The sequence below is a fragment of the Variovorax durovernensis genome (assembly GCF_977011995.1).
This window is the reverse complement of the sequence record NZ_CDRNCW010000001.1, coordinates 5,728,943-5,752,653: the sequence shown is the minus strand read 5'-3', so window position 1 is coordinate 5,752,653 and position 23,711 is coordinate 5,728,943. Positions and strand designations below refer to the sequence as shown.

Annotated in this window: 18 protein-coding genes; 3 read left to right on the top strand and 15 right to left on the bottom strand. The window is 67.3% G+C overall.

What is annotated here, in order from left to right:
* The first annotated feature begins 28 nt into the window (after positions 1 to 28).
* Together ACWV14_RS27245 and ACWV14_RS27240 are read left to right on the top strand one after the other, a co-directional pair.
* Positions 29 to 1,417 carry a zinc-ribbon and DUF3426 domain-containing protein gene (locus ACWV14_RS27245; RefSeq protein WP_454904616.1) on the top strand — a complete coding sequence of 463 codons (1,389 nt, stop codon included), beginning with the start codon at positions 29 to 31 and terminating at the stop codon, positions 1,415 to 1,417.
* A 57-nt stretch (positions 1,418 to 1,474) separates the two neighbouring features.
* Positions 1,475 to 2,377 carry a carbohydrate kinase family protein gene (locus ACWV14_RS27240; protein ID WP_454904615.1) on the top strand — a complete coding sequence of 301 codons (903 nt, stop codon included), beginning with the start codon at positions 1,475 to 1,477 and terminating at the stop codon, positions 2,375 to 2,377.
* A gap of 91 nt (positions 2,378 to 2,468) precedes the next feature.
* On the opposite strand, the gene ACWV14_RS27235 is transcribed toward ACWV14_RS27240, so the two are convergent.
* The 8 genes from ACWV14_RS27235 to ACWV14_RS27200 form a co-directional block, all read right to left on the bottom strand.
* Positions 2,469 to 3,014, bottom strand: coding sequence for a histone H1-like DNA-binding protein (locus ACWV14_RS27235; RefSeq protein WP_081270249.1), 546 nt, complete (start codon positions 3,012 to 3,014; stop codon positions 2,469 to 2,471).
* 196 nt (positions 3,015 to 3,210) lie between these two features.
* Entirely contained in the window at positions 3,211 to 4,389 is a 1,179-nt protein-coding gene (locus tag ACWV14_RS27230) for a ribonucleotide-diphosphate reductase subunit beta (RefSeq protein WP_081270250.1), read from the bottom strand.
* Between the two features lie 203 nt (positions 4,390 to 4,592).
* Positions 4,593 to 7,508: a ribonucleoside-diphosphate reductase subunit alpha gene (locus ACWV14_RS27225; RefSeq protein WP_454904614.1), complete on the bottom strand. Its 2,916-nt coding sequence runs from the start codon at positions 7,506 to 7,508 to the stop codon at positions 4,593 to 4,595.
* 350 nt (positions 7,509 to 7,858) lie between these two features.
* On the bottom strand, positions 7,859 to 8,473 hold the full coding sequence (ampD, locus tag ACWV14_RS27220; protein WP_454904613.1) for a 1,6-anhydro-N-acetylmuramyl-L-alanine amidase AmpD: 615 nt from the start codon (positions 8,471 to 8,473) through the stop codon (positions 7,859 to 7,861).
* The gene (locus tag ACWV14_RS27215; protein WP_454904612.1) at positions 8,460 to 10,007 is read right to left on the bottom strand and encodes a sigma-54-dependent transcriptional regulator; all 1,548 of its coding nucleotides are present in this window, start codon (positions 10,005 to 10,007) and stop codon (positions 8,460 to 8,462) included. The genes ampD and ACWV14_RS27215 overlap by 14 nt, the downstream gene beginning before the upstream one ends.
* Before the next feature lie 4 nt (positions 10,008 to 10,011).
* Complete coding sequence (locus ACWV14_RS27210; RefSeq protein ID WP_454904611.1) at positions 10,012 to 11,709, bottom strand: two-component system sensor histidine kinase NtrB; 1,698 nt, start codon at positions 11,707 to 11,709, stop codon at positions 10,012 to 10,014.
* 21 nt (positions 11,710 to 11,730) lie between these two features.
* Positions 11,731 to 11,994 (bottom strand): PP0621 family protein, encoded by a 264-nt coding sequence (locus ACWV14_RS27205; RefSeq protein ID WP_422088239.1) that lies wholly within the window; start codon positions 11,992 to 11,994, stop codon positions 11,731 to 11,733.
* Positions 11,991 to 12,806 carry a cytochrome C assembly family protein gene (locus ACWV14_RS27200; RefSeq protein ID WP_422088238.1) on the bottom strand — a complete coding sequence of 272 codons (816 nt, stop codon included), beginning with the start codon at positions 12,804 to 12,806 and terminating at the stop codon, positions 11,991 to 11,993. Before ACWV14_RS27200 ends, ACWV14_RS27205 begins: the two co-directional genes overlap by 4 nt.
* 183 nt (positions 12,807 to 12,989) lie before the next feature.
* On the opposite strand from ACWV14_RS27200, the gene ffh reads away from it, so the two are divergent.
* Positions 12,990 to 14,378: a signal recognition particle protein gene (gene ffh, locus ACWV14_RS27195; protein WP_081270256.1), complete on the top strand. Its 1,389-nt coding sequence runs from the start codon at positions 12,990 to 12,992 to the stop codon at positions 14,376 to 14,378.
* Positions 14,379 to 14,459: 81 nt separating this feature from the next.
* Here the strand turns inward: ffh and ACWV14_RS27190 are convergent, their stop codons facing one another.
* From ACWV14_RS27190 to ACWV14_RS27160, 7 genes are all read right to left on the bottom strand, one after another.
* Complete coding sequence (locus ACWV14_RS27190; RefSeq protein WP_454904610.1) at positions 14,460 to 15,599, bottom strand: AAA family ATPase; 1,140 nt, start codon at positions 15,597 to 15,599, stop codon at positions 14,460 to 14,462.
* A complete protein-coding gene (locus ACWV14_RS27185; protein WP_454904609.1) occupies positions 15,596 to 16,492 on the bottom strand; it encodes an RNA ligase family protein in 897 nt (298 codons plus the stop codon). The genes ACWV14_RS27190 and ACWV14_RS27185 overlap by 4 nt, the downstream gene beginning before the upstream one ends.
* A gap of 272 nt (positions 16,493 to 16,764) precedes the next feature.
* Complete coding sequence (locus ACWV14_RS27180) at positions 16,765 to 19,158, bottom strand: glucose/quinate/shikimate family membrane-bound PQQ-dependent dehydrogenase (protein WP_454904607.1); 2,394 nt, start codon at positions 19,156 to 19,158, stop codon at positions 16,765 to 16,767.
* Between the two features lie 100 nt (positions 19,159 to 19,258).
* Positions 19,259 to 21,265 carry a glucans biosynthesis glucosyltransferase MdoH gene (gene mdoH / locus ACWV14_RS27175; protein ID WP_454904606.1) on the bottom strand — a complete coding sequence of 669 codons (2,007 nt, stop codon included), beginning with the start codon at positions 21,263 to 21,265 and terminating at the stop codon, positions 19,259 to 19,261.
* 5 nt (positions 21,266 to 21,270) lie between these two features.
* Positions 21,271 to 21,474, bottom strand: coding sequence for a hypothetical protein (locus ACWV14_RS27170; protein WP_081271440.1), 204 nt, complete (start codon positions 21,472 to 21,474; stop codon positions 21,271 to 21,273).
* 193 nt (positions 21,475 to 21,667) lie between these two features.
* Positions 21,668 to 23,056, bottom strand: a complete 1,389-nt coding sequence (locus tag ACWV14_RS27165) for a sigma 54-interacting transcriptional regulator (RefSeq protein WP_454904605.1) — start codon at positions 23,054 to 23,056, stop codon at positions 21,668 to 21,670.
* Entirely contained in the window at positions 23,053 to 23,706 is a 654-nt protein-coding gene (locus ACWV14_RS27160; protein WP_454904604.1) for a hypothetical protein, read from the bottom strand. Before ACWV14_RS27160 ends, ACWV14_RS27165 begins: the two co-directional genes overlap by 4 nt.
* Positions 23,707 to 23,711: the final 5 nt, after the last annotated feature.

Below are 23,711 nucleotides of genomic sequence, written 5' to 3'. Positions count from 1 at the left end.
GAGGGCCCGACCCTACAATCGCCCCGTCATGAGCCTCGTCACGCGCTGCCCCGCCTGCACCACCACCTTCAAGGTGGTGCGCGACCAGCTTCGCATCTCTGACGGCTGGGTGCGTTGCGGGCGCTGCAGCCACGTGTTCGACGCCACGCTCGACCTGCATGAAGCGCCCGATGGCGCATCGGCGGGTGCGTCGCCTGCGATGCAGGGTGGCTACATGCCTGGCTTGGTCGAATCGTCGAGCGAGCCGAAGACTGCGCCGTCACCGGTGCCTGTGCCTCCGCCGCCGGCCGCGGCGTCCGTCCAGGCGGCGGAAGACGCCGATTTCTTCGACGACGAGCCCGAGCACCAGCATCGGCAAGACTCCTCCCCCAAGACGCCATCGCCATCGCTGCCGCCGGCCGTCATGCCTCCGCTGCCGTCGCCGCTCGACTTTTCCCTGGAGCTCCCCGAGCACGGCATCGCCGCGGACGAGCCCTGGTCCGATCTCGACAACACCGAGCCCGCGTGGAAGCCGCCGCAGAGCACGCTGCCCCCGTTTCCAAGCATCGACCTCAACCTGGCATCTCCGCCGCCGTCCCCACCTCCGCCAGCGCCGCCGCTGCCCATCAACCCTCAGGCCAGACTGCGCACGCTCGTCGAGCGCGCCAGCGACGACGGGGAGGGCGAGCGAGAGCAGGAAGAAAAAGACCACGACCAGGTGCAGATGCAGAAGGCGCTGCGCCGTGCCCGCATCAAGTCGGCCAAGATCGCGAGCGCCAAGGCTCGCGAGGAGCGCGCGGCCGCGAAGGCGGCGACCTCGGCTTCCGTGGTGCAGGCCGTGGAGACCGAGAGCGAGCCCGACTTCTCTTTATCGTCCACCTTCGAGCCGCCGCCGGGGCATCCGCTGTCCGAAGAAGACGATCCGGCCGACGCATCGCCGGGCTTCTGGCAGCGCAAGGGTGTGCGTGCAGTGCTTGTGCTGCTGGCGGTGCTCGCCGTGTTGCTGCTCGTCGTGCAGGTCGTCCGCCATGAGCGCGACGGTATCGCCGCGCGCCAACCCAATCTGCGTCCCGCGCTGGCGGCGTTGTGCCAGTACACCGGCTGCGAGCTCGCGGCGCTGCGCCAGATCGGCGACATCGTGATCGATGGCGCTGCCTTCGCGCGCGAGAAGAGCGGTAGCAACGACTACCGCCTGAGCTTCACCTTGCGCAACGGCGCGACGGTGCCGCTCGCGATGCCCGCCGTGGAACTGTCGCTGCTCGATACGCAGGAGCGTGCCGTGGTGCGCCGCGTGCTCATGCCTGCCGACTACGGTGCCCCTTCCGTGCTGGCTGCGCGGGCGGACAGGGCGGCTTCGCTGCCGCTGACGCTGTCGGCCTCGGAAGCCGCGGCCCTGCCGCCCATCGCGGGCTACCGCGTCGAGGCCTTCTATCCTTGAGCGGGGCGCTCGCACGCGTCCTTTGCTTTTTTCATTCCTTCAACCAACGGCTCACCCATGGCAGCAGTAATTTGCGGTTCCCTCGCGTTCGACACGATCATGACCTTCGAGGGGCGGTTCGCCGACCAGATTCTTCCCGACCAGCTGCACATCTTGAATGTGTCGTTCCTGGTGCCGACCCTGCGGCGCGACTTCGGCGGCTGTGCCGGCAACATCGCCTACAGCCTCAATGCGCTCGGCGGCTCGGCCCTGCCGATGGCCACGCTGGGCAGCGACGGTGCTTCGTATCTCGAGCGCATGCGCTCGCTGGGCATCAGCACTGAGTTCGTGCGCCAGCTCGACGACACCTTCACCGCGCAGGCGATGATCATGAGCGACATCGACAACAACCAGATCACCGCTTTCCACCCCGGCGCGATGCAGCAGGCGCACGTCACCAAGGTGGCGGCGCGCGAAGACATCAAGCTCGGCATCATCGCGCCTGATGGGCGTGATGCCATGCTGCAGCACGCGGAGCAGTTTGCCGCAGCCGGCATTCCGTTCGTGTTCGACCCGGGCCAGGGCCTGCCGATGTTCGACGGCGAGGCGCTGCGCCACTTCGTCGAGCTTGCGAGCTGGGTGGTGGTGAACGACTACGAAGGCAAGATGCTGTCGCAACGCACCGGCTGGAGCCTGGCCGAGATCTCGCAGCGCGTGCGCGGCCTGGTGGTCACGCTGGCGGCTGACGGCTGCGAAGTGTGGACCGACGGTGTTCGCGAACACGTGCCGGGCGTGGTGCCGACGGAGGTGGTCGAGCCCACCGGCTGCGGCGATGCATGGCGCGGTGCGCTGCTGTTCGGCCTGGAAAAGGAATGGCCACTGGCGCAGTGCGCGGCGCTGGGCAATCGCATCGGCGCGCTCAAGATCGCGCAGCGCGGCCCGCAGAACTACCAGGTCGATCGCAAGGCCCTGGGCCTCTGATCGTCGCGGTACGCCGCCCCCTGACACCCAATAAAAAAGCCCGACACCGTGAGGTGTCGGGCTTTTGCGCCTTCAGGGCCGCTGAAAAGACTCAGGGCTTGCTGGCCGTGGGAAACGGCCAGGCAGCTTGAGGATTCAGCGTCGTTTGCGCAGCAGGAGCAGCAGCAGGTGCTACGGCAGCCTTGGCGGGCGCTGCTGCCTTGGCAGCCTTCTTCGCAGCAGGCTTCTTGGCAGCAGCGGCAGGCTTGGCAGCGGGCTTTTTCGCGGCTTTCTTGGCCGCGGCCTTTTTCGCAGGCGCCTTCTTGGCAGCAGCCTTCTTCGCAGGCGCCTTCTTGGCGGCGGCCTTCTTGGCAGGAGCCTTCTTCGCAGCAGCCTTCTTGGCCGGGGCCTTCTTCGCTACGGCCTTCTTGGCAGGAGCCTTCTTGGCGGCGGCCTTCTTGGCCGGTGCTGCCTTCTTGGCCGCTACCTTCTTCGCCGGCGCCTTCTTGGCGGCTACCTTCTTGGCAGCGACCTTCTTGGCCGGTGCCTTCTTGGCGGCTACCTTCTTTGCCGGAGCCTTCTTTGCAGCCACGACCTTCTTTGCCGGAGCCTTCTTTGCAGCGGCTTTCTTAGCCGGCGCTTTCTTTGCAGTTGCCATTTCTATTTCTCCTTGATCAAGTTGAAAAAATCAACCTATTGAAGCACTCCACGCACGTTGGGTAGCGTGAAGCGATTCATGGCGTTGGAATCTGAGCCCCAGCACCATGAACACCTGAGCCCTCGTCCATGCCGCGCTCTATGGCGCGATCGGTGGCAAGGGCAATTCTTGAATTCATTAATTCTTGTCGAAAGATTCAATCCCAGGAGAGCGCACCACCCGACTGGTACTCGATCACGCGGGTTTCGAAAAAGTTGCGCTCTTTCTTCAGGTCAATCATTTCGCTCATCCAGGGGAACGGATTTTCCTCGTTCGGGAAGAGCGTTTCGAGGCCGATCTGCTGTGCACGCCGATTGGCGATGTAGCGCAGGTAGCCCTTGAACATGGAGGCATTCATGCCGAGCACGCCGCGAGGCATGGTGTCTTCGGCGTATTTGTATTCGAGCTCGACGGCCTTCATGAAGAGGGCCTTGATCTCTGCCTTGAACTCGGGGGTCCAGAGGCCGGGGTTCTCGAGCTTGAGCTGGTTGATCAGGTCGATGCCGAAATTGCAGTGCATCGACTCGTCGCGCAGGATGTACTGGTACTGCTCGGCGGCGCCGGTCATCTTGTTCTGGCGGCCCAGTGCGAGGATCTGCGTGAAACCGACGTAGAAGAACAGCCCTTCCATCAGGCAGGCGAACACGATGAGCGACTTGAGCAGCGTCTGGTCGGTCTCGTGGGTGCCGGTCTTGAAGTTGGGGTCGCTGATGGCGTCGATGAACGGGATCAGGAACTGGTCCTTCTCGCGGATCGACGGCACTTCGTTGTAGGCGTTGAAGATCTCGCTCTCGTCCAGGCCGAGCGACTCGACGATGTACTGGTACGCGTGCGTGTGGATCGCTTCCTCGAAGGCCTGGCGCAGCAGGAACTGGCGGCACTCGGGAGCCGTGATGTGGCGATAGGTGCCCAGCACGATGTTGTTGGCGGCCAGCGAGTCGGCGGTCACGAAGAAGCCGAGGTTGCGCTTGACGATGCGGCGCTCGTCTTCAGTCAGGCCGTTCGGGTCTTTCCAGAGCGCGATGTCGCGCGTCATGTTCACTTCCTGCGGCATCCAGTGGTTGGCGCAGGTGGCGAGGTACTTTTCCCACGCCCACTTGTACTTGAAGGGCACCAGCTGGTTGACGTCGGTCTGACCGTTGATGATGCGCTTGTCGGAGGCCTTGACGCGCTGGGTGGCCGCAGGCGTTGCTGCTGCGGGCTGTGCAATCGACGAAGTCGGAGCATCCACCGAACGGCCTGCGGAAAAACCGCCGGTCGATGCGTGGTGCTGCTGCAATCCTTGTTGCATATCCTTTGGCAAGGAGGGCTTGACTTCTTCGTCCCAGGTCAACATAGAAAAATCCAATGCTCAAATTATCGGAGTAACGATGTGAGTTGCAAAGTGCTCGTTCACATCGCACGCCATTTATGTGGTTGTTATGTTGCTCGCATGCATCGTGCGATGTCAGTCAATGGCTTCATCGAGTGACCGTCGCACGACTTTCGCATGCACCTCGCTGATTCAACGAAGCGCCGGAAGGCGCTTCGATTCACTCATCACTGGCAGGCTTCGCAGGTCGGATCGTCCACGCCGCAGAACGCGATGTCGGTAGCGGGGATCGCGTTCATCTGTGCCTTTGCTGCTGCAGCAGCGGCTTCGAGCGCGCTCATGCCCGAAGGTGCATCGCTGCCCGACGACACCGCGTTGAGCCGGCCCGACTGCACCGTCGACTTCTCGGCGTGCGTCGCGCTCTGCGTGCGCAGGTAGTAGGTCGTCTTCAGGCCGCGCAGCCATGCGAGCTTGTACGTGTCGTCGAGCTTCTTGCCCGATGCGCCGGCCATGTAGATGTTCAGCGACTGCGCCTGGTCGATCCACTTCTGGCGACGCGCGGCGGCTTCCACCAGCCACGTGGTTTCCACTTCGAACGCGGTGGCGTAGAGCGCCTTCACGTCTTGCGGCACGCGGTCGATCGGACGCAGCGAACCGTCGAAGTGCTTCAGGTCCATGACCATCACGTCGTCCCACAGGCCCAGGCGCTTCAGGTCGCGCACCAGGTAGTGGTTGATCACGGTGAACTCGCCCGACAGATTCGACTTGACCGACAGGTTGCCGAAGCAGGGTTCGATCGAGGCGTCCACGCCGATGATGTTCGAGATGGTCGCGGTCGGAGCGATGGCCACGCAGTTCGAATTGCGCATGCCGTCGGCCTTGATCTTCGAGCGCAGCGCGTCCCAGTCGAGGGTGGCCGAGCGGTCGACCTCGACGTAGCCGCCGCGTGCCTTTTCCAGCAGGTCGAGCGAGTCGATCGGCAGGATGCCCTTGTCCCACAGCGAGCCCTTGTAGCTCGAGTACTTGCCGCGTTCGCGCGCCAGGTCGGTCGAGGCCCAGTAGGCGTGGTAGCAGATGGCTTCCATCGACTCGTCGGCGAACTGCACGGCTTCTTGCGAGGCGTAGGGAATGCGCAGTTCGTACAGCGCGTCCTGGAAGCCCATCAGGCCCAGGCCGACCGGACGGTGGCGCAGGTTCGAGTCGCGCGCCTTCTTCACGGCGTAGTAGTTGATGTCGATCACGTTGTCGAGCATGCGCATCGCCGTGGAGATCGTCTTCTTGAGTTTTTCCTGGTCGACCTTGCCGTCCTTCAGGTGCTGCAGCAGGTTCACGGAACCCAGGTTGCAGACGGCGGTTTCGGTGTCGCTGGTGTTCAGCGTGATCTCGGTGCAGAGGTTCGACGAGTGCACCACGCCGGCGTGCTGCTGCGGCGAGCGCACGTTGCAGGCGTCCTTGAACGTGATCCAGGGATGGCCGGTCTCGAACAGCATCGTGAGCATCTTGCGCCACAGGTCGGTCGCCTGGATGGTGCGCGCGGGCTTGATGTCGCCGCGGGCAGCCTTCTCTTCGTAGGCCACGTAGGCCTTTTCGAATTCGGCGCCGAACAGGTCGTGCAGGTCGGGCACGTTCGAGGGCGAGAACAGCGTCCAGGTGCCCTTTTCCATCACGCGGCGCATGAACAGGTCGGGGATCCAGTTGGCGGTGTTCATGTCGTGCGTGCGGCGGCGGTCGTCGCCGGTGTTCTTGCGCAGCTCCAGGAACTCCTCGATGTCGAGGTGCCAGGTTTCCAGGTACGTGCAGACGGCGCCCTTGCGCTTGCCGCCCTGGTTCACGGCCACGGCCGTGTCGTTCACCACCTTCAGGAACGGCACCACGCCTTGCGATTCGCCGTTGGTGCCCTTGATGTGGCTGCCGAGCGCGCGAACGCGGGTCCAGTCGTTGCCCAGGCCGCCGGCGAACTTCGACAGCAGCGCGTTTTCCTTGATCGACTCGTAGATGCCGTCCAGGTCGTCGGGCACGGTGGTCAGGTAGCAGCTCGACAGCTGCGAGCGCAGCGTGCCGGCGTTGAACAGCGTGGGCGTGCTCGACATGAAGTCGAACGACGACAGCACTTCATAGAACTCGATGGCGCGGGCTTCGCGGTCGATTTCGTTCAGCGACAGGCCCATGGCCACGCGCATGAAGAAAGCCTGCGGCAGCTCGATGCGGGTCTTGCGCACGTGCAGGAAGTAGCGGTCGTACAGGGTCTGCAGGCCGAGGTAGTCGAACTGGTTGTCGCGCTCGGCCTTCAGTGCCGCGCCCAGGCGGGGCAGGTCGTACTGCAGCAGCTTTTCGTCGAGCAGGTCGTTGTCCACGCCCTTCTTGATGAACTGCGGGAAGTAGTCGGCGTAGGCGGTGGCACGCTCGGCCGGCATCACTTCGCGGCCGATGATTTCCTTGAAGATCGTGTGCAGCAGCAGGCGCGCGGTGGCGAAGGTGTAGTCGGGGTCCTTCTCGATCAGCGTGCGGGCGGCCAGGATCGAAGCCTTGTAGACCTCGTCGAGCGGCACGCCGTCGTACAGGTTGCGCATCGTCTCGGCGACGATCGGCGCGGCGGTGATGCTCTCGCCCAGGTTCTCGCAGGCGGACTCGATCAGGCCCTTGAGTTCGTTGATGTCGAGCGCGACCAGCTCGCCGTTGTCCAGCACGTGCAGCGCGGGCGTGGCCGGCGCTTGTTGCTCGCCCTGCTTCGAACGCTCCTGCGTGCGGCGTTCGCGGTACAGCACGTAGGCGCGCGCGATTTCATGATGGCCGCCGCGCATCAGGCCGAGTTCGACCTGGTCCTGCACGTCTTCGATGTGGAAGGTGCCGCCGCCCGGACGCGAGCGCACCAGCGCGCGGATCACGCCTTGCGTGAGCACGTCCACCGTCTCGCGAACGCTGGCCGAAGCCGCGCCCTGCGTGCCGTGCACGGCGAGGAAGGCCTTCATCATCGCGATGGCGATCTTGTTCGGCTCGAAGGGCACCACGGCCCCGTTGCGGCGGATGATCTGGTAGTGGGCCAGGTTCTGGATGTTGGGGGAGCCGGCAGTGTCTCGCTGCTGCTGCGGTGGCGTCGAGGGAACGGCACGCGGGATCGATTGGGGGGTCAGGGCAGTTTGCATTCGCTTCCTCTCGGTTGGCAATTCTTGTTGGATGGCGACGCCGGGGCGGGGCGCCGCGCCGGTGTTGATGACCGGACGTTGGACACTATATCTAGGGTGTCGGGGGTGTACAACCCACTAGATGTAGCGTTTTCTTCTCGATACAAGCCTTGCTGGCATCTCTTTCGGCGTAGGACACCACCAGAGATGCCGCATGAATACTGGCCTATGGTTGCGCAAGCCGCATGGGGCGTGGCTTGCGAGCCGATTTGGGCCTGCAAGGCGCATGGTTGCTTGATCGAGCGGCCGATATTTTCGCATTGCTGCGGCGCATGATCCGCGCATCGCGAGCCGTCGCGCGATTGAAAAAATTAGCGCTGCACCACCTGTGCAGGAAACATCTGTGGACTCCAGCCCAGTTGCTCGCGCAGCAGGCGCCAGTCGAAACCGGCGCCGGGGTCTTGCTTGCGGCCCGGCGCGATGTGCTCGTGGCCGGCGATGTGGGCGATGGGATAGTGCTGCGCGATCGCGGCGCACAGGCTCGCGAGCGTCTCGTATTGCGGCTCGTCGAACAGCTGGCCCTCGAGGCCCTCGAGCTCGATGCCGACCGAGTCGTCGTTGCAGTTGCCGCGGCCGCGCCACGACGACACGCCGGCATGCCAGGCGCGGTCGTCGCAGCTCACGAACTGCCAGAGTTCGCCGTTGCGGCGCACGTAGAAATGCGAGGACACCTCGAGCCCGCGGATCGACTGGAAGTAAGGGTGCGCGTCCCAGTCGAGCCGGTTGGTGAAGAGCCGCTGCACTGCGTCGCCGCCGTACTCCCCGGGCGGCAGGCTGATCGAATGGATCACGACGAGGTCGGTCTGCGCGCCGGCGGGGCGGGGGCCGAAGTTCGGCGAGGGCAGCGCCTTCGCGAAGCGGTACCAGCCGGCCTGCCAGAGTGCGCCGTCGCCGTTGCCGCCTGCGTTGTCTTCAGTCGTCGGCATGGCTGCTCGCGCCATCGTCGCCGTTGGGTGTGGTGATGCCCAGGCGCGCGATGCGGTAGCGGATCTGGCGCAGGCTCATGCCGAGCCGCGCGGCGGCGGCGGTGCGGTTGAAACCGCTGTCGTGCAGCGCGCGCACCAGAATCTCGCGCTCCTGCTGGTCGAGGTAGGCCTGCAGGTCGGACGGCAGCGGCGGCGGCGCTGGCTTGGGCGGTGCGACCGGCGCGGGCGGCGGCGCAAGCATGGCGGGCGTCGTGATGTCCGCCAGCAGCGGCGCCGGTGCGGACGCCGCGGCTTCGGCGGAAGCGGTGAAGCCGCCCATCAGGTCGAGGTGCAGTTCGTCGCCGTCGTTCAGCGCGACCGCGCGGTGCAGCAGGTTCTCGAGTTCGCGCACGTTGCCGTCGAGCGGATGCAGGCCGAGACGGCGCAGCAGGTCGTCCGACAGGTGCGGCACCGGCATTCCGGCGTCGTGCGCGATGCGCGAGAGCAGCGCGGCGCACAGCGCGGGCAGGTCTTCGCGGCGGTCGCGCAGCGCGGGCACCGCGATCTCGATGACGTTGAGCCGGTAGAACAGGTCTTGCCGGAAGCGGCCGGCCTGCACTTCGGAATGCAGGTCCTTGTGGGTGGCGCTCACGATGCGCACGTCGACCGCGTCTTCTTGCGTGGAGCCGATCGAGCGCACGCTGCGCTCCTGGATCGCGCGCAGCAGCTTCGACTGCATGGCCAGCGGCAGGTCGCCGATTTCGTCCAGGAACAGCGTGCCGCCGCGCGCGGCCTGGAAGTAGCCGTCGCGGTCTTGCGCCGAGCCCGTGTAGGAGCCCTTGCGCGCGCCGAAGAATTCGGCCTCGAGCAGGTTCTCGGGAATCGCGCCGCAATTGACCGCCACGAACGGGCCGTCGCTGCGCTGGCTGCAGGCGTGCACCGCGCGCGCCACCAGTTCCTTGCCGGTGCCGGACTCGCCGCGCACCAGCACCGGCGCCATGCCGCGCGCCACCTTCGCGATGCGCGACTTGACGAGGCGCATGGGTTCCGAATCGCCGACGAGCCGCTCGAGCGCGGCGGCACCGCTGTCCGACATGGCCACCACCGGCGCATCGTTGCCCGCGGCCACGACCGGCGCCGACTTGGCCGGCTGCTGCGCCGCGTTGCGCGCCTGCACCGCGGACGCCACCACGGCGCGGAACTGCTTGAGATCGACCGGCTTCGTGAGGTAGTCGAAGGCACCGGCCTTCAGCGCCTCCACAGCGTTTTCGGCCGAGCCGTAGGCCGTCATCACCACGCAGCGCTCGCTGCGCTGGTCTTTCTGGATGCGATGGATGATTTCCATGCCCTGGCCGTCGGGCAGCCGCATGTCGGTGATGACCGCGTCGAAGCGGCCCGCCTCCAGGTGCTGCCACGCCTCGGACACGCTGCCCGCGGCCTCGACGCGATAGCCCTCGCGCAGCAGCGTCAGCTCGTACAGCGTGCGCAGGTCGGGTTCGTCGTCGATGACCAGGATCTGCGCCGGCCGCTGGGTGGAAGGGGTGGGAATGCTCACGGCGCTATTGTGTCAGCCGGTTTTCGCTGGCGGCGAAGCTCACGAAGAATTCGTTGCCCTCCGGACCGCCCTGGACCAGCGCGCGCCGCTCGTAGCCGATGGTGGCGCCGTGGCGCCGGCACAGCTCGCGGCACAGGAACAGGCCGAGTCCGCTGGAGCGGCTTTCCGACGAGAAGAACGGTTCGAACAGGTGCCGCTGCACCGCAGGCTCCAGTGGCGCGCCGTCGCTCCATACCATCAGGGCGGGGCGGCCCGGGGTGCCGCGCTGAAGGCTGGTCAGCACCTGGATGGAGCCTTCGCGCTTGCCGGCGTAGCGCGACGCGTTGTCGAGCAGGTTCACCAGCAGCCGGCGCAGGTGCTCGGCGTCGAAACGCACGTCGCTGCCGGCCGCATCGAGCGACACCTGCACGCCCTTGCGCTGCGTCTGGCGGATCCACTCCTCGGCCAGCACCTGCACCGCAGGGTCGAGCACGACCTGCTCGCCCAGCGACAGCACGCGCTGCTGGCGCGCCCGGGAAACATCGAGCACGTCGTCCACGATGCGCGCGAGCCGCTGGGCGTTGTGCTGCACCATGCTCGTGAGCTTGCGGTGCGCGGGGTCGGTCAGGTCTTCGTTGAGCAGCGCGCTGGCCTGCGTGATGGCGGCCAGCGGATTGCGGATTTCATGCGCGACGGCGGCGGACATGCGGCCCATCGCCGCCAGCTTCTCGGTGCGGATGCGTGCCTCGAGTTCGCGCAGGTCCTGCAGGAACATCACGCACATGCTGTCGAGCCGCCTGTCGCCGGCGGGTGTGAGCCGGGTGCGCACGCGCACCTCGCGCGCCGCGCCGCGTGCCTGCGCGACCGGGATTTCTTCCGACTGCGGCGCCCGGCGCGCGAAGGTCTGGCGCGCCAACGCGGCCAGCGCGTGCCAGGCGGGCTGTGCGTGCAGGGGGAAAGGCAGCGTCAGCTTCGCCAGCCCCTGCCCGAGGATCGCGTCGGCCGCCGGATTGGCCGCATGCACCAGCCCTTCGGCATCGATCACCAGCACGCCTTCGCTCAGCGTCTCGATCACCAGGTCGTTGACCTGCGCCTGCATCTGCGCGCTGCTGCGGTTGCGCTGCGCCACTGCTTCTTCGCGCGCGAGCCGGCGGGCCAGTTCGTGCGCCAGCAGGGCCACCACGAACAGCCCGGTGCCGGTGAGCGCCGCCTGCACGAAGCGGCCCGACGAGTCGACAGGCTGCTGCAGCCAGTGCCAGCCCGCGTCGGCCAGCAGCAGCAGCGTGACGGTGGACGTGGTGCCCAGGCCCACCACCACCGTGCCGAGCACCGCGCTCATGAGCACAGGCAGCGCGAATAGCGGCGTGTAGTTGACGTTGCCGCCCTGCATGACCTGCAGCGTGGTGAAAGCGGCCAGGTCGACGCCGACGGTGAGCAGCCACGGCGCGGCGAAGCCCCGGATCGGCGGCTGCAGGCGCGTGTAGCGCATGGTCAGCCAGGCAGTGACCAGGTAGACCGCGGAAATCCCGATGGCCAGCGGCTGCATCGTCTGCCCGAGCGCAAAGGCCACGCCCTGCAGCAGCACCAGCACCAGCGCGACGAAGCAGCGCGCGGCCATGAAGCCGCGCCACAGCCGGATGAGTGCGGTGCTTTCGCTGCCGCCCAATTCGAGCACGTCCCAGTCGGTGACAGGCTCGCCGCGCGACCAGAGGGGAGAACTCATTGGCGAAGGCGCCGCGCGTGTTCAGCGATTCGCCGTGGCGGCGTCGCGATGCGCGGTGCTGCAATAGACAGCGCCGCCGGGGCCGGCGATGGCGTCGGTCGCTGGCAGGTGCAGGCCGCAATGGGCGCAGCGCACCATGGCTTGCGGCGGTCCGACCGGGGTGGGCGAGCGCTGCTGCGCCTTGGCCGCGCGCTCGCGCATCGCGTCGCGCATTTCTTCGCGCCGGTTCTTGCGCCAGAGCCAGATCGCGACCCAGAGCACCGCGAGGACGAGGAGGTATTTCATACAGGAGGACGCGCGAGCACCACTTCGAGCACGAAGCGCGAGCCCACATAGGCCAGCAGCAGCAGGGCGGAGCCGGCATACAGCACGCGGCGTGCGGTGCGGCCGCGCCAGCCGAAGCGGACCCGGCCGATCAGCAGGACGGCGAAGGTGAGCCAGGCGAGCACCGAGAAGGTGGTCTTGTGGTCCCATTTCCAGAAGCGGCCGGCGGTGCCGTAGAGCTGCTCGCTGAACAGCAGGCCGGCCAGCAGCGTGGCCGAGAGCAGCACGAAACCGGCGGTGACGAAACGGAAGGTGAGGCGTTCGAGCGTGAGCAGCGGCACGCCACCCTGGTGAGGTTCGGCGGTGGCCAGGCGGATCTGCTTTTCGGCGCGGGTGATCAGCCAGGCATGCACGACCGCTGCGCCGAACAGGCCGTAGGAGGCGATGCCCAGCGCCAGGTGCAGCGGCAGCCAGGGCGAGGCCGAGACGTGCAGCGGCGTGCCCGCGAACAGGATGGCCAGCAGCACCGCAGCCGCGCCCAGCCAGGCAAGCGCGCGCCGCACCTTGAGCTGGGGATACATGCGGCTTTCGATCGCATAGACGGTGAGCACCAGCCACGCCGTGACCGACAGCGCGGGCGCGAAACCGAAGCGCGGCTCGCTGCCCATGAGGCCGTGGGCCAGCGCCAGGGCGTGCAAAAGCCATGCAATGCCGAGGGCCCATTGGGTCGCCTGGCGGCTCATCCGGGCCCCGGTCGCGGCGACAAATCCGTAGGCCACGGCGGTGGCGATGCCCAGCGCCACGCCGAGTGGAGAGGGGATCGCTAAAATCATCGGTGAAGTGTAATGGCTCGCCCCCAGGCTTCGCGTTGCTGCGCCTGCCCCTACCGGGGGCAACACCAGCGGCCCGGCGAAGCCGGTTCCGCGGTGTTTCGCGAATGGGCAGCGCCCGCGACCGGCTTCAGGTTTCCCGACTTTTCATCGGTTCGCGCTAGCGGACAACAAGGTATTTCTTTCATGGCCACCGCCCTCACAGAAAAGTTCTCCCGCCTCGTCAAGACGATGAGCGGCCAGGCGCGCATCACCGAAAGCAACGTGCAGGACATGCTGCGCGAAGTGCGCATGGCGCTGCTGGAAGCCGACGTGGCGCTGCCCGTGGTGCGCGACTTCGTTGCCCGCGTGAAGGAAAAGGCCCTCGGCCAGGAAGTGCTGGGCTCGCTCAAGCCGGGCCAGGCGCTGGTCGGCATCGTCAACCGCGAACTCGCCGCGACCATGGGCGAGGGCGTGTCGGACATCAACCTCGCGGCCCAGCCGCCGGCGGTGATCCTCATGGCAGGCCTGCAGGGCGCCGGCAAGACCACCACCACCGCCAAGCTGGCCAAGCACCTGATCGAGAAGCGCAAGAAGAAGGTGCTCACCGTGTCGGGCGACGTGTATCGCCCCGCCGCCATCGAGCAGCTCAAGACCGTGACCAAGCAGGCCGGCGCCGAGTGGTTCCCGAGCACGCCCGACCAGAAGCCGCTGGATATCGCGCGCGCCGCGCTCGACCACGCCAAGCGCCACTATTTCGACGTGCTGCTGGTCGACACGGCCGGCCGCCTGGCCATCGACGAAGTGCTGATGGCCGAAATCAAGCAGCTGCATGCGGCGCTCGACCCGGTCGAAACCCTGTTCGTGGTCGATGCCATGCAGGGCCAGGACGCGATCAACACCGCCAAGGCCTTCAAGGAAGCGCTGCCGCTCACCGGCATCATCCTGACCAAGACCGACGGCGATTCGCGCGGCGGTGCGGCGCTGTCAGTGCGCCAGGTCACGGGCGTGCCGATCAAGTTTGCCGGCGTGAGCGAGAAGATCGACGGCCTGGAGGTGTTCGACGCCGAGCGCCATGCGGGCCGCATCCTGGGCATGGGCGACATCGTGGCGCTGGTCGAGCAGGTCACGGCCGGCGTCGACGTGGCGGCGGCGCAGAAGCTCGCGGCCAAGGTCAAGAGCGGCGCGGGCTTCGACCTGAACGACTTCCTCGGCCAGCTGCAGCAGATGAAGCAGATGGGCGGCCTCTCCAGCCTGATGGACAAGCTGCCCGCGCAGATGGCCGCCAAGGCCACCGAAGCCGACATGACCCGCGCCGAGCGCGACATCCGCCGCAAGGAAGGCATCATCAACAGCATGACGCCGCTGGAGCGCCGCAAGCCCGAACTGCTGAAGGCCACGCGCAAGCGCCGCATCGCCGCCGGTGCCGGCGTGCAGGTTCAGGAAGTGAACCGCCTGCTCAACGAGTTCGAGCAGATGCAGGGAATGATGAAGAAGATGAAGGGCGGCGGCCTCATGAAGATGATGAAGCGCATGGGCGGCATGAAGGGCATGGGCGGGATGGGTGGTCCCGGTGGGCCGAAGCTGCCGTTCTGAGCGGCGCATTCCACGCACGCACATATATAAGAGGGCCCGCCGGTTCGCACCGGCGGGCCCTCTGTCTTTCAGGTCTGCATTTCAGGTCTGTACCTCGTAGACCGTCTCGTGCGCTTCCACCGGCGCCGGCAGCTCCCAGCGGTGCAGCATGCGCTCGATACCCGCGTTCGACAGCGTCGTGTCGCGCTCTCGGTTGCGGCGCATCAGCTCCGCATGCGGAACCTCCAGGTACACCAGCTCGATCTGCGCGTGGTAGGCCCAGAGCAGGTCGAGTGTCTTGGTGCGCATCTGCTGGCTCAGGTGCGTGGCGTTCCAGACGAAGTGCTCCTGCCTGCGCAGCAGCGCCTTGGCCTGGTCGACCGCATGATGCGCCGCCATGCCGTCGTTCTCGCCGTGCCTGAGGCCCAGTTCGGTCCGCGCATCGTCGAAGGACACGACCGGCCAGCCCTTGCGGTGCTGCGCCACCCAGTGGTTCTTGCCGCTGGCCGGCAGGCCGCACATCACCGTCACCCGCGAGCCCGCGTTCTGGAACAGCGGGTAGTCGGGGCTGGTGTCGGCGCCGCGGAAGTAGGCCAGGCGCGTGTGGGCATCGGCCATCTGGCGCGGGCCTTCCCAGCAGCCTTCTTCCTGCGCGAGTTCTTCGAACAGTGCGATGTCGGCCATGCTGTCGGCACGCTTTTCATAGTGGCGCCCCAGCATGTCGCAGCGCGCCACGCAGCACAGGTCGGGCAGGCTCAGCTCCCACGAGAGCTTGTGCACCAGCCATTCCGGCCGCACGCCCTTGCGCGAAGCGAAGGCATGGAACGGCAGCTGGTGCACCGCGATGATCCGGCAGACAGCTTCGCGCAACGCGAACGGCACGCGGGCCTTCCACATCAGCACGCGCACGTCGACCGAGCCGCGCCGCGAATGGCCCGGCTGGCCGATGCGGCCGCTGGCTTCGTCGATCACCGTGGTGTCGGGCTTGGCGATGTCGTGCAGCAGGCAGGCCATGAACAGCACGAAGCGGCCGTCGGCATCGGCGCGCCTGTAGTGCGCGTCCTGCATCAGGGCGTCGAGCACCATGCGCGTGTGGATGCCGACGTTTCCTTCGGCGTGGTAGTACGGGTCTTGCGGCGTCTCTTCGAGGCGCAGCAAGGCCGGCAGCAGTTCGCAGCATTGCGTCCAGTCAACGTCCTTGCCGGGCGCGGGAACCAGGGCGCGCAGATCGTCGTAGGTCATCGCGTCCTCCTTGCGGTTGCGAGTTCGGCGGGGTCGCGCAAGGTGCGCAGCCCCAGGTCTTGCCACGTTACTTGCGGCGTCGACGCGTAGAGATCGACGCCCGGCGCCAACTGGTTCGGCAGCACCGGCCTGCGGCTGTGGTGCGAGCCCGAGTCGAGGATGGTCTGCACGAAGTCCGGACGCACCCACTTGTAGCGGCCCGTCACCCGGCCGTCCGATTCCGTCTTGAGATACAGGCCCTCCGCAAGCTCGGACAGGTCGGTCTGCTGGCGCACGAGATCGAGCGGCTGGCCTTCATGCGCCACTGCCTGCTCGAATGCCGCCTTCCAGTCCGCGCTGCGCGCCAGCGAAGGCCGCACGAGCGCTTGCAGTGCCTTTGCATGGCGCGGCATCTCGCCTTCGTAGAGCACGGGAACCGGCAGTACCGGACCGCCGTCGAGCAGCGCATGGCGTGCCGGCGTCGACAGAAAGCACTGCGCCTGCCGGTCGTAGAGGTCGAACTCCAGGAAGAACGCCGGCAGCCGGTCGTACCAGCAACTGTGCTTGGCAAAGCACCATTCGCCGTACATCACGTAGCGGTCTTCGAGGCGCTCGAGCAGTGCTGCTTCATGCGCCGCGGCCCAGTGCTTGAACAGGTTGAACTGGCGCTCGCCGGCGCCGCCCGCGAGGTAATGGCCGCGCGACTGCAGCAGCAGTTCGCCCGCCGGGGTGAACGACACGGCGGCATTGGCGCCATCGAGTTTTTCCTCGATGACGACGTGCATGCCGTGCAGTTCGGACAGCGGCGTCTGGCCGTCGTCAGTGTCGCCCGCCTGCAGGCGAGAGCCTTCCAGGTGCGCAGTACGCGGGTACTTGAGCAGCGGGATCGATGAAAGGGAAGAGAGAGGAAACACGTTGGTTCTCCAGATGCGAATCAGGAAGGACCGACAACGTGCGGGAGCGAAGCTGGGAGAGATCGGGAGCGACTTCCACGGCGGTGAAGATGCCGTGTCTGGTCAGTGGGTACGCAGCTTGGCGCCCGACATGACCAGCAATGAAGTGGTGTTGTCGGCGTCAGAGGGTGATGACGGCGAATCGGGGCACTTGGCGCTCCAGTGAGGGCTGAGGTTGAAGGAAGGCGCGGATTCTATAAGCACACGGTGCCGCCGGTGAAGCGGCCTGTTGTTTACTTGCCCTTGCTCTTCTCCGGCAGCGCATAGGCGATGACGTAGTCGCCGCGGTCCGGCGACTGCCGCGCGCCGCCCGCGCCCACCACGACATACTGCCGCCCGGTCTTCGGCGACACATAGGTCATCGGCCCCGACTGGCTGCCCACCGGCAGCCGTGCTTTCCAGATTTCCTTGCCGGTCGCGGTGTCGAATGCGCGCAGGTAGAAGTCCTGCGTGCCCGCGAAGAACAGCAGGCCCGACTGCGTGGCCAGCGACGCGCCCAGCGTCGGCATGCCGATCGGAATCGGCAGGTGCATGCGGATGCCGAGCGGGCCGGTGTCGCGCACCGTGCCCACCGGCACTTGCCACACCAGCTTGCGCGTCTTCAGGTCGATGGCCGACATCGTGCCGAAGGGCGGTGCCTGGCACGGTATGCCGAGCTGCGACAGGAAGCGTTCGCGCATCGCGCCGAAGGGCGTGCCTTCCTGCGGCACCACGCCCATCTCGATGCCGCTGGCGCCGGCCGGGATCTGCGCGCGCGGCACCAGGTAGTTGGCAAGGCCGAGCCGCATGTCGTTCACGAACATGTAGCTGCTGGTCGGGTCGACCGACACGCTGCCCCAGTTCATGCCGCCCAGCGAACCCGGGAACTGCAGTGCGTGGTCGAGGCCCGGCGGCGTGTAGACGCCTTCGTGGCGCATGCCCTTGAAGGCGATGCGGCACAGCAGCTGGTCGAAGGGCGTGGCGCCCCACATGTCGGATTCGGTCAGCGTCTTGTTGCCGATCGAGGGCATGCCCACCGAATAGGGCTGCGTCGGCGAATAGCGCTCGCCGGGCACGTTGCCCTGCGGCACGGGGCGCTCCTGCACTTCGGCGATGGGCTTTCCGGTCTCGCGGTCGAGCATGAAGATCTCGCCCTGCTTGGTGACTTGCACGAGCGCGGGCTGCGTGCCGCCCTTGCCGTCGGGAATGTCGTAGAGCAGCGGCTGCGCGGGCAGGTCGAAATCCCAGAGGTCGTGGTGCGTGGTCTGGAAGCTCCAGCGCACCTTGCCGGTCTTCGCGTCGAGCGCGACCACCGACGAGCTGTACTTGTCGTCGAACGGCGTGCGCTCGCCGGCCCAGAAGTCGGGCGTGGCGTTGCCGGTGGGCAGGTAGATGAGACCGAGCTTCGGGTCGTACGACATGGCCGACCACACGTTGGGCGTGCCGCGCGTGTAGGTCTGGCCCGGCGGCGGCAGGCGCGTGACCGCCGGGTTGCCCGGGTCCCAGGCCCAGGCGAGTTCGCCACTGACGGCGTTGTACGCCCGCACCACGCCGGGCGGCTCGTCGGTCGAGAAGTTGTCGGCCACGCGGCCGCCCACCACCACGAGGTCGCCCGCGACCAGCGGTGTGGAGGTCTGCTGGTAGTAGCCGTCCTTCACTTCGCCCATGCCCGCCTTGAGATCGACGACGCCCTGCTTGCCGAAATCGGCGCAGGGCTTGCCGGTGGCGGCATCGACGGCGATCAGGCGGGCGTCGATGGTGGGCAGCAGCAGGCGCTGGCGGCAGGCACCCGGCGTGCTGCCGGGCGTGGGTGTCGTGCCGGCCGCGAGCCCGTCCTGGTCGTGATAGCCGAGCCCTCGGCAGCGCTGCCAGTTGGGGGCGGTGGCCTTGGGGTCGTAACGCCAGAGTTCGGCGCCGGTGTCCGCATCGAGCGCGACGATCTTGCTGTAGGCCGTGCACACGTACACGGTGGTGCCGACCTGCAGCGGCGTGTTCTGGTCTTCCGCGCCCGAGCCGTTGCTCTGCGGCACGTCCCCGGTGTGGGCGGTCCATGCGACCTGCAACTGGTCGACGTTGTCCTTGGTGATCTGGTCGAGCGCCGCGAAGCGGTCACCCGCCGTGGTGTTGCCCCAGTGGCGCCACTCCTTCTGGGCGGCTTCGGGCTTGACCGGCACGACGGCAGGCACGGGGCCCTGCGCCACGACGACCGCGGCCGGCACGAAGGCATAGCCGCCGACCAGCACCAAGGCCACAGCCAGCAGCGCCGCAACGACGCGCGCTCCGCGCACGACCCTGGCGCCCGGCGAGCGCACCAGCGCCGGGTAGGCCAGCGCAACCAGCACGCCCAGCACGCCGAACGCCACCAGCCGCGAGACCAGCGGCCAGAAATGCCAGCCCGCATCCCGCACGGCCCACACCGCCGTGCCCGCCAGCGTCAATGCGAAGAGCCAGGCCCCGCTCGACCGGTGCCTGGCGATGAGCAGGCCCGAAACCAGCAGAGCAAGGCCGGCCAGCACGAAGTACCAACTGCCGCCCAGCGCCGCGAGGTAGGCGCCACCGACGGCGAGGAAGGCGCCCATCAGCATCGTGAGCGCGCCGAGCGCGATCAGCCCGATCGACACGGCGAACGGCCTTCTTCTTTGTTCCATGGACCCGAACCCCTTTAGCTGGCCAGACGCGCCAGTCTGCGCCATGAAAAAAGCCGGCGCAATGGCCGGCTTCTTGGGGTGGGCTGGATGCCTCAGCGCATCAGGCGGTCGCCAGTGCGGCCGGACGGGCCAGGCGCACTGCGTGCATCCAGGCGCGGCGCAGCACTGCCGGCGAGCGCGATTCCTCGGGAATCAGCAGGAAGCCGCGGTCGCGCAGCGTGGTGCCCAGCGCGATCTGGCTGGTCAGCACGGTCAGCGGAATCGCCAGCAGCAGCGGCAGGCCGACCGGCATGAGCCAGATGAGCGCGCTCGGGTCGATCATCGCGACGCCGACTGCGAGCATGGCGATCACCAGCGTCATGGGAGCCAGCTGCGAGGCGGCGATCTTCCACGGCACGGCGGCGGCTTCGCGCGGGGGCGACTTCCAGTCGAGCTTGATGCCGGTAAGGGCCACCACCACGAACAGCGAGTGCGCCAGCATGCGGACCGGAGCCTGCACGATAGCCAGGAAGCTCTCGAGCGCGGAGCTCTTCACCAGGCCCCACACACCGCCGTACTGGCGTTGTTCGCCGCGCATCAGCACGGCGGCGATGCCCAGCACGCGCGGCAGGAACAGCAGGCACAGGGTCCAGATCCACAGGCCGGCCAGTTCGGCGGGCAGCACGTTCCAGCTCGACACGAGGCTCGAACCGCTCAGCCACAGGGCCGTGCCCAGCGTCAGGAACGCAAGCCACAGCGGAGCCGAGACATAAGCCATGGTGCCGGTCACGAACATCGCGCGGTGCACCGAGTGGATGCCGGGCTCGGCCATCAGGCGGGCGTTCTGCAGGTTGCCCTGGCACCAGCGGCGGTCGCGCTGCAGTTCGGCCAGCAGGTCCGGCGGTTGTTGTTCGTAGCTGCCGACCAGGTCGGACACCAGCCACACGTTGTAGCCGGCACGGCGCATCAGCGCGGCTTCGACGAAGTCGTGCGACATGATGCCGCCCGACATGCCGCCGGTGCCCTTGATCGGGGCCAGCGCGCAATGCTTCATGAAGGGCTCGACGCGGATGATGGCGTTGTGGCCCCAGTAGTGCGATTCGCCCAGTTGCCAGAACTGCATGCCCAGCGTGAACAGGCGGCCCGTCACGCGGGAAGCGAATTGCTGTGCGCGGGCGTGCAGCGTGACGTGGCCGATGGCCTGCGTCGCGGTCTGGATGATGCCGGCGTTCGGGTTGGCTTCCATCAGCTTGACCATCGAGGTCAGGCAGTCGCCGCTCATCACCGAGTCGGCATCGAGCACGACCATGTAGCGGTAGTCCTTGCCCCAGCGGCGGCAGAAGTCGGCCACGTTGCCGGCCTTGCGGTGCGTGCGGCGGGTGCGCAGGCGGTAGTACACCTCGACCTGCGGCTGGTTCGGGCTTTCGGCCAGCGCGGCGCGCAAGTCTTCCCAGGCGGCGCGCTCGGCGGCGGCGGTCTCGGGGTTGTAGCTGTCGGACAGCACGAACACGTCGAACTGCTTCGCGTGGCCGGTGGCCGCGACCGATTCGCAGGTGGCGCGCAGGCCGGCGAACACGGTGGCCACGTCCTCGTTGCAGATCGGCATGATGATTGCCGTGCGTGCTTCGGGGTTCATGGGGTGGTTGGCGACCTGCTTGGCCGACAGCGCGTGCTTGTCACCGCGCACCGAAACGTAGAAGCCCATGAGGGCGGTCACGAAGCCGGTGACGACCCAACCGGAGAGCAGGCCGTAGAGGCCGATCTGGCCGTATTCGAGCCAGACGTTGTCGTAGTCGGGTTGCACGCTGGCGAACAGCGACGACGCGATCACGGTGCTCAGCAGCGTGAGCATCATGAAGGCGAGGCGGCGCCGGGCGGCGGCACGTTGCCAGGGTTGCTTGATTTCAGTGGCGGCCTGGGCTTCGGCGTCGCGGCCGGCGCCCAGCTTCACGAGCGCGGCGGTGCCGAGGCTGTTCCAGAAACCGCGCCAGGGGCGGGGCACCATCGAGCCGCGGTTGACGGGGGGCGCGGTGACGGCGTTGGGGTGGCGTTCCTCGCGCACCGGGCTGCGGTGTGCGAAGTCGGTCTCCGCCAGAACATTCAGTTGCGAAAAGTCGTTTGGCTTCATGTGATTTACCAACGTTGCTTGTCGAGGGAGGGGGTGTCGCCAATGGCCGGAAGCCGCTTGAAGACGCAATCGGTTGCGGCGCCGCCTGCGCTTGCGAGCGCGGCCAGCGAATGACCCGCGGCGCGGGGCCGCGAGGGGGAAAACTGCTTTTGACGCAGGCCGTCGCGCTGCTGACGCAGTGCGAAAGATGGGCTGGTGAGTGCTGTCATGCCTGTACAGGGGCAAACCCTGTGCCAGGCTGGAAAAACGCTTTCAGATCAACGACTTGGGCCGATCTGGATGTCGTTTTGGCGGGGAAGGGCGGCCGGCGGCCCCCAAAACCCCCGGATTTGTCGCCGAATCCCGACAAGCCTGCAGGGCCCGTGGGGTTTGGCTATACAAATCAATGACTTAGCTGCGTCGCTACTCGGCGACAGGGTCGCTGCCCCCAGCGACAACGTCGGCCTTGAAGTGCCCCGGCGTGAGCTCGTGTTTCTGCAACAGGCGGTAGAACTCCGTGCGATTCCGGTCGGCCAGGCGGGCTGCGTCGGCCACGTTGCCGTCCGTCAGCTTGAGCAGGCCGACGAGGTAGTCGCGCTCGAAGCGCTGCTTGGCCTCGGCATAGGTCTGGACCTCGACGCTGGGCACGCGCAGCGCGCGCTGCACCAGTGCCAGCGGAATCAGCGGCGAGCTCGACAGCGCGCACACCTGCTCCACTACGTTGAACAGCTGGCGCACGTTGCCCGGCCATGCGGCCGTCGTCAGCGCCTTCAGCGCCTCGGGCGCGAAGCCCGACAGCCGCTTGCCGTACTTGGTCGACAGGCGCTGCAGGAAGTGGTTGGCCAGCAGCGGGATGTCCTCGCGGCGCGCCGACAGCGGCGGCAGCGTGAGCGTGACCACGTTCAGGCGGTAGTAGAGGTCTTCGCGGAATTGCCCGGCTTCCATCGCGGCGTCGAGGTCGCGATGGGTGGCCGAGACGATGCGCACGTCGACCTGGATCGACTGGCTCGCGCCCAGCGGGCGCACCGCGCGCTCCTGCAGCACGCGCAGCAGCTTGACCTGCAGGGCGGGCGGCATGTCCCCGATTTCGTCGAGCAGCAGCGTGCCGCCGTCTGCCTGCTGGAACAGGCCCTTGTGGTTGGCATGGGCGTCGGTGAAGGCGCCCTTCATGTGGCCGAACAGCTCCGACTCGAGCAGTGCCTCGGGAATGGCGCCGCAATTGACCGCCACGAAAGGCTTGTCGGCGCGCGCGCTGGCCTTGTGGATGGCGCGCGCCAGCAGTTCCTTGCCGGCGCCGGAGTCGCCGCGCAGCAGCACGGAGGCATCCGACTTGGCCACCATGCGCGCCTCGGCCAGCAGCTCGGCCATGCGGTTGCTGCGGCTCACGATCTCGGAGCGCCAGCTGTCGTCGCCGGTCTTGCTGGGCGTGGTGGTCGGCGCACCGAGGGCCAGCGCCTGGGCGATCTTGTCGAGCAGCTCGCGGCCGTCGTAGGGCTTGGTCAGGTAGGTGAACACGCCGCGTGCCGTGGCCTCGACCGCGTCGGGAATGGTGCCGTGCGCGGTCAGCAGGATGACGGGCAGCGACGGATGGCGCTTGCGGATCTCGTCGAACAGCTGGAGGCCGTCGCGCCCGGGCAGGCGCACGTCGCTCAGCACCAGTTGCGGATGCTCGATCTCGAGCTGGGTGAGCGCGGTTTCGGCCGAGGTCACTGCCGTGACCTGGTAACCCGCCGAGCTCAGCCGCATCGAGAGCAGCCGCAGCATGTCCGGGTCGTCGTCGACCACGAGGAGGCGAGCGCCGGTATTGCTCATTGGCTGGATCTGTTTCCGTTGGGAGGTGGGGTGGCCGGCAGGGTGTTGGGCCGGGCAAAGCTGCGTTCGATGGCGCGCAGCGCCTCGATGCGGTCGTTCAACTGGTCGATGCGGCGCTGGCTGTCGCGCAACTGCTGAGCCTGCTTGTCGCGGTCGTCCTCGACGCGGCGCTGCTCCACGTAGCGCGCGGCCAGGGCGCGCGACAGCGGCTGCAGGGCCTGCGCCTCGGGCGAGGGGTTGGCGTTCACGCGCTGCAGCAGGCCCAGGGCACGCGCCAGGTCGGCCGGCGTGCGGGTCTGCGAAAGCAGCAGCGCCAGCTGCATCTGGGTGGTGGGCGAATCGCCGGGGTCGCCGATGCGCGCGATTTCAGCGCTCAGGTCGGCGCCGTTCAGCGGGCGCACCTTGTCGGCATACGACAGCATGGCGGCCACCGGCCCCTGCGTCATCAGCGTGAAGAGCGAGGCCGGCTGCGTGGCGGGCGCCTTGGGTTCGGCCTCGACCGGCATCACGCGCGGCAGGACGACTGGCGGCGGCAGCGCATCGGCTTCCGGCGGCGGCTTGGGTTGCGTGGAGCAGGCGGTCAGCAGCAGGGCGAATGGCACGGCCATGGCCCCGGCGAAGATGGAACTGCGGACGAACGAAAAAGACATGGGTC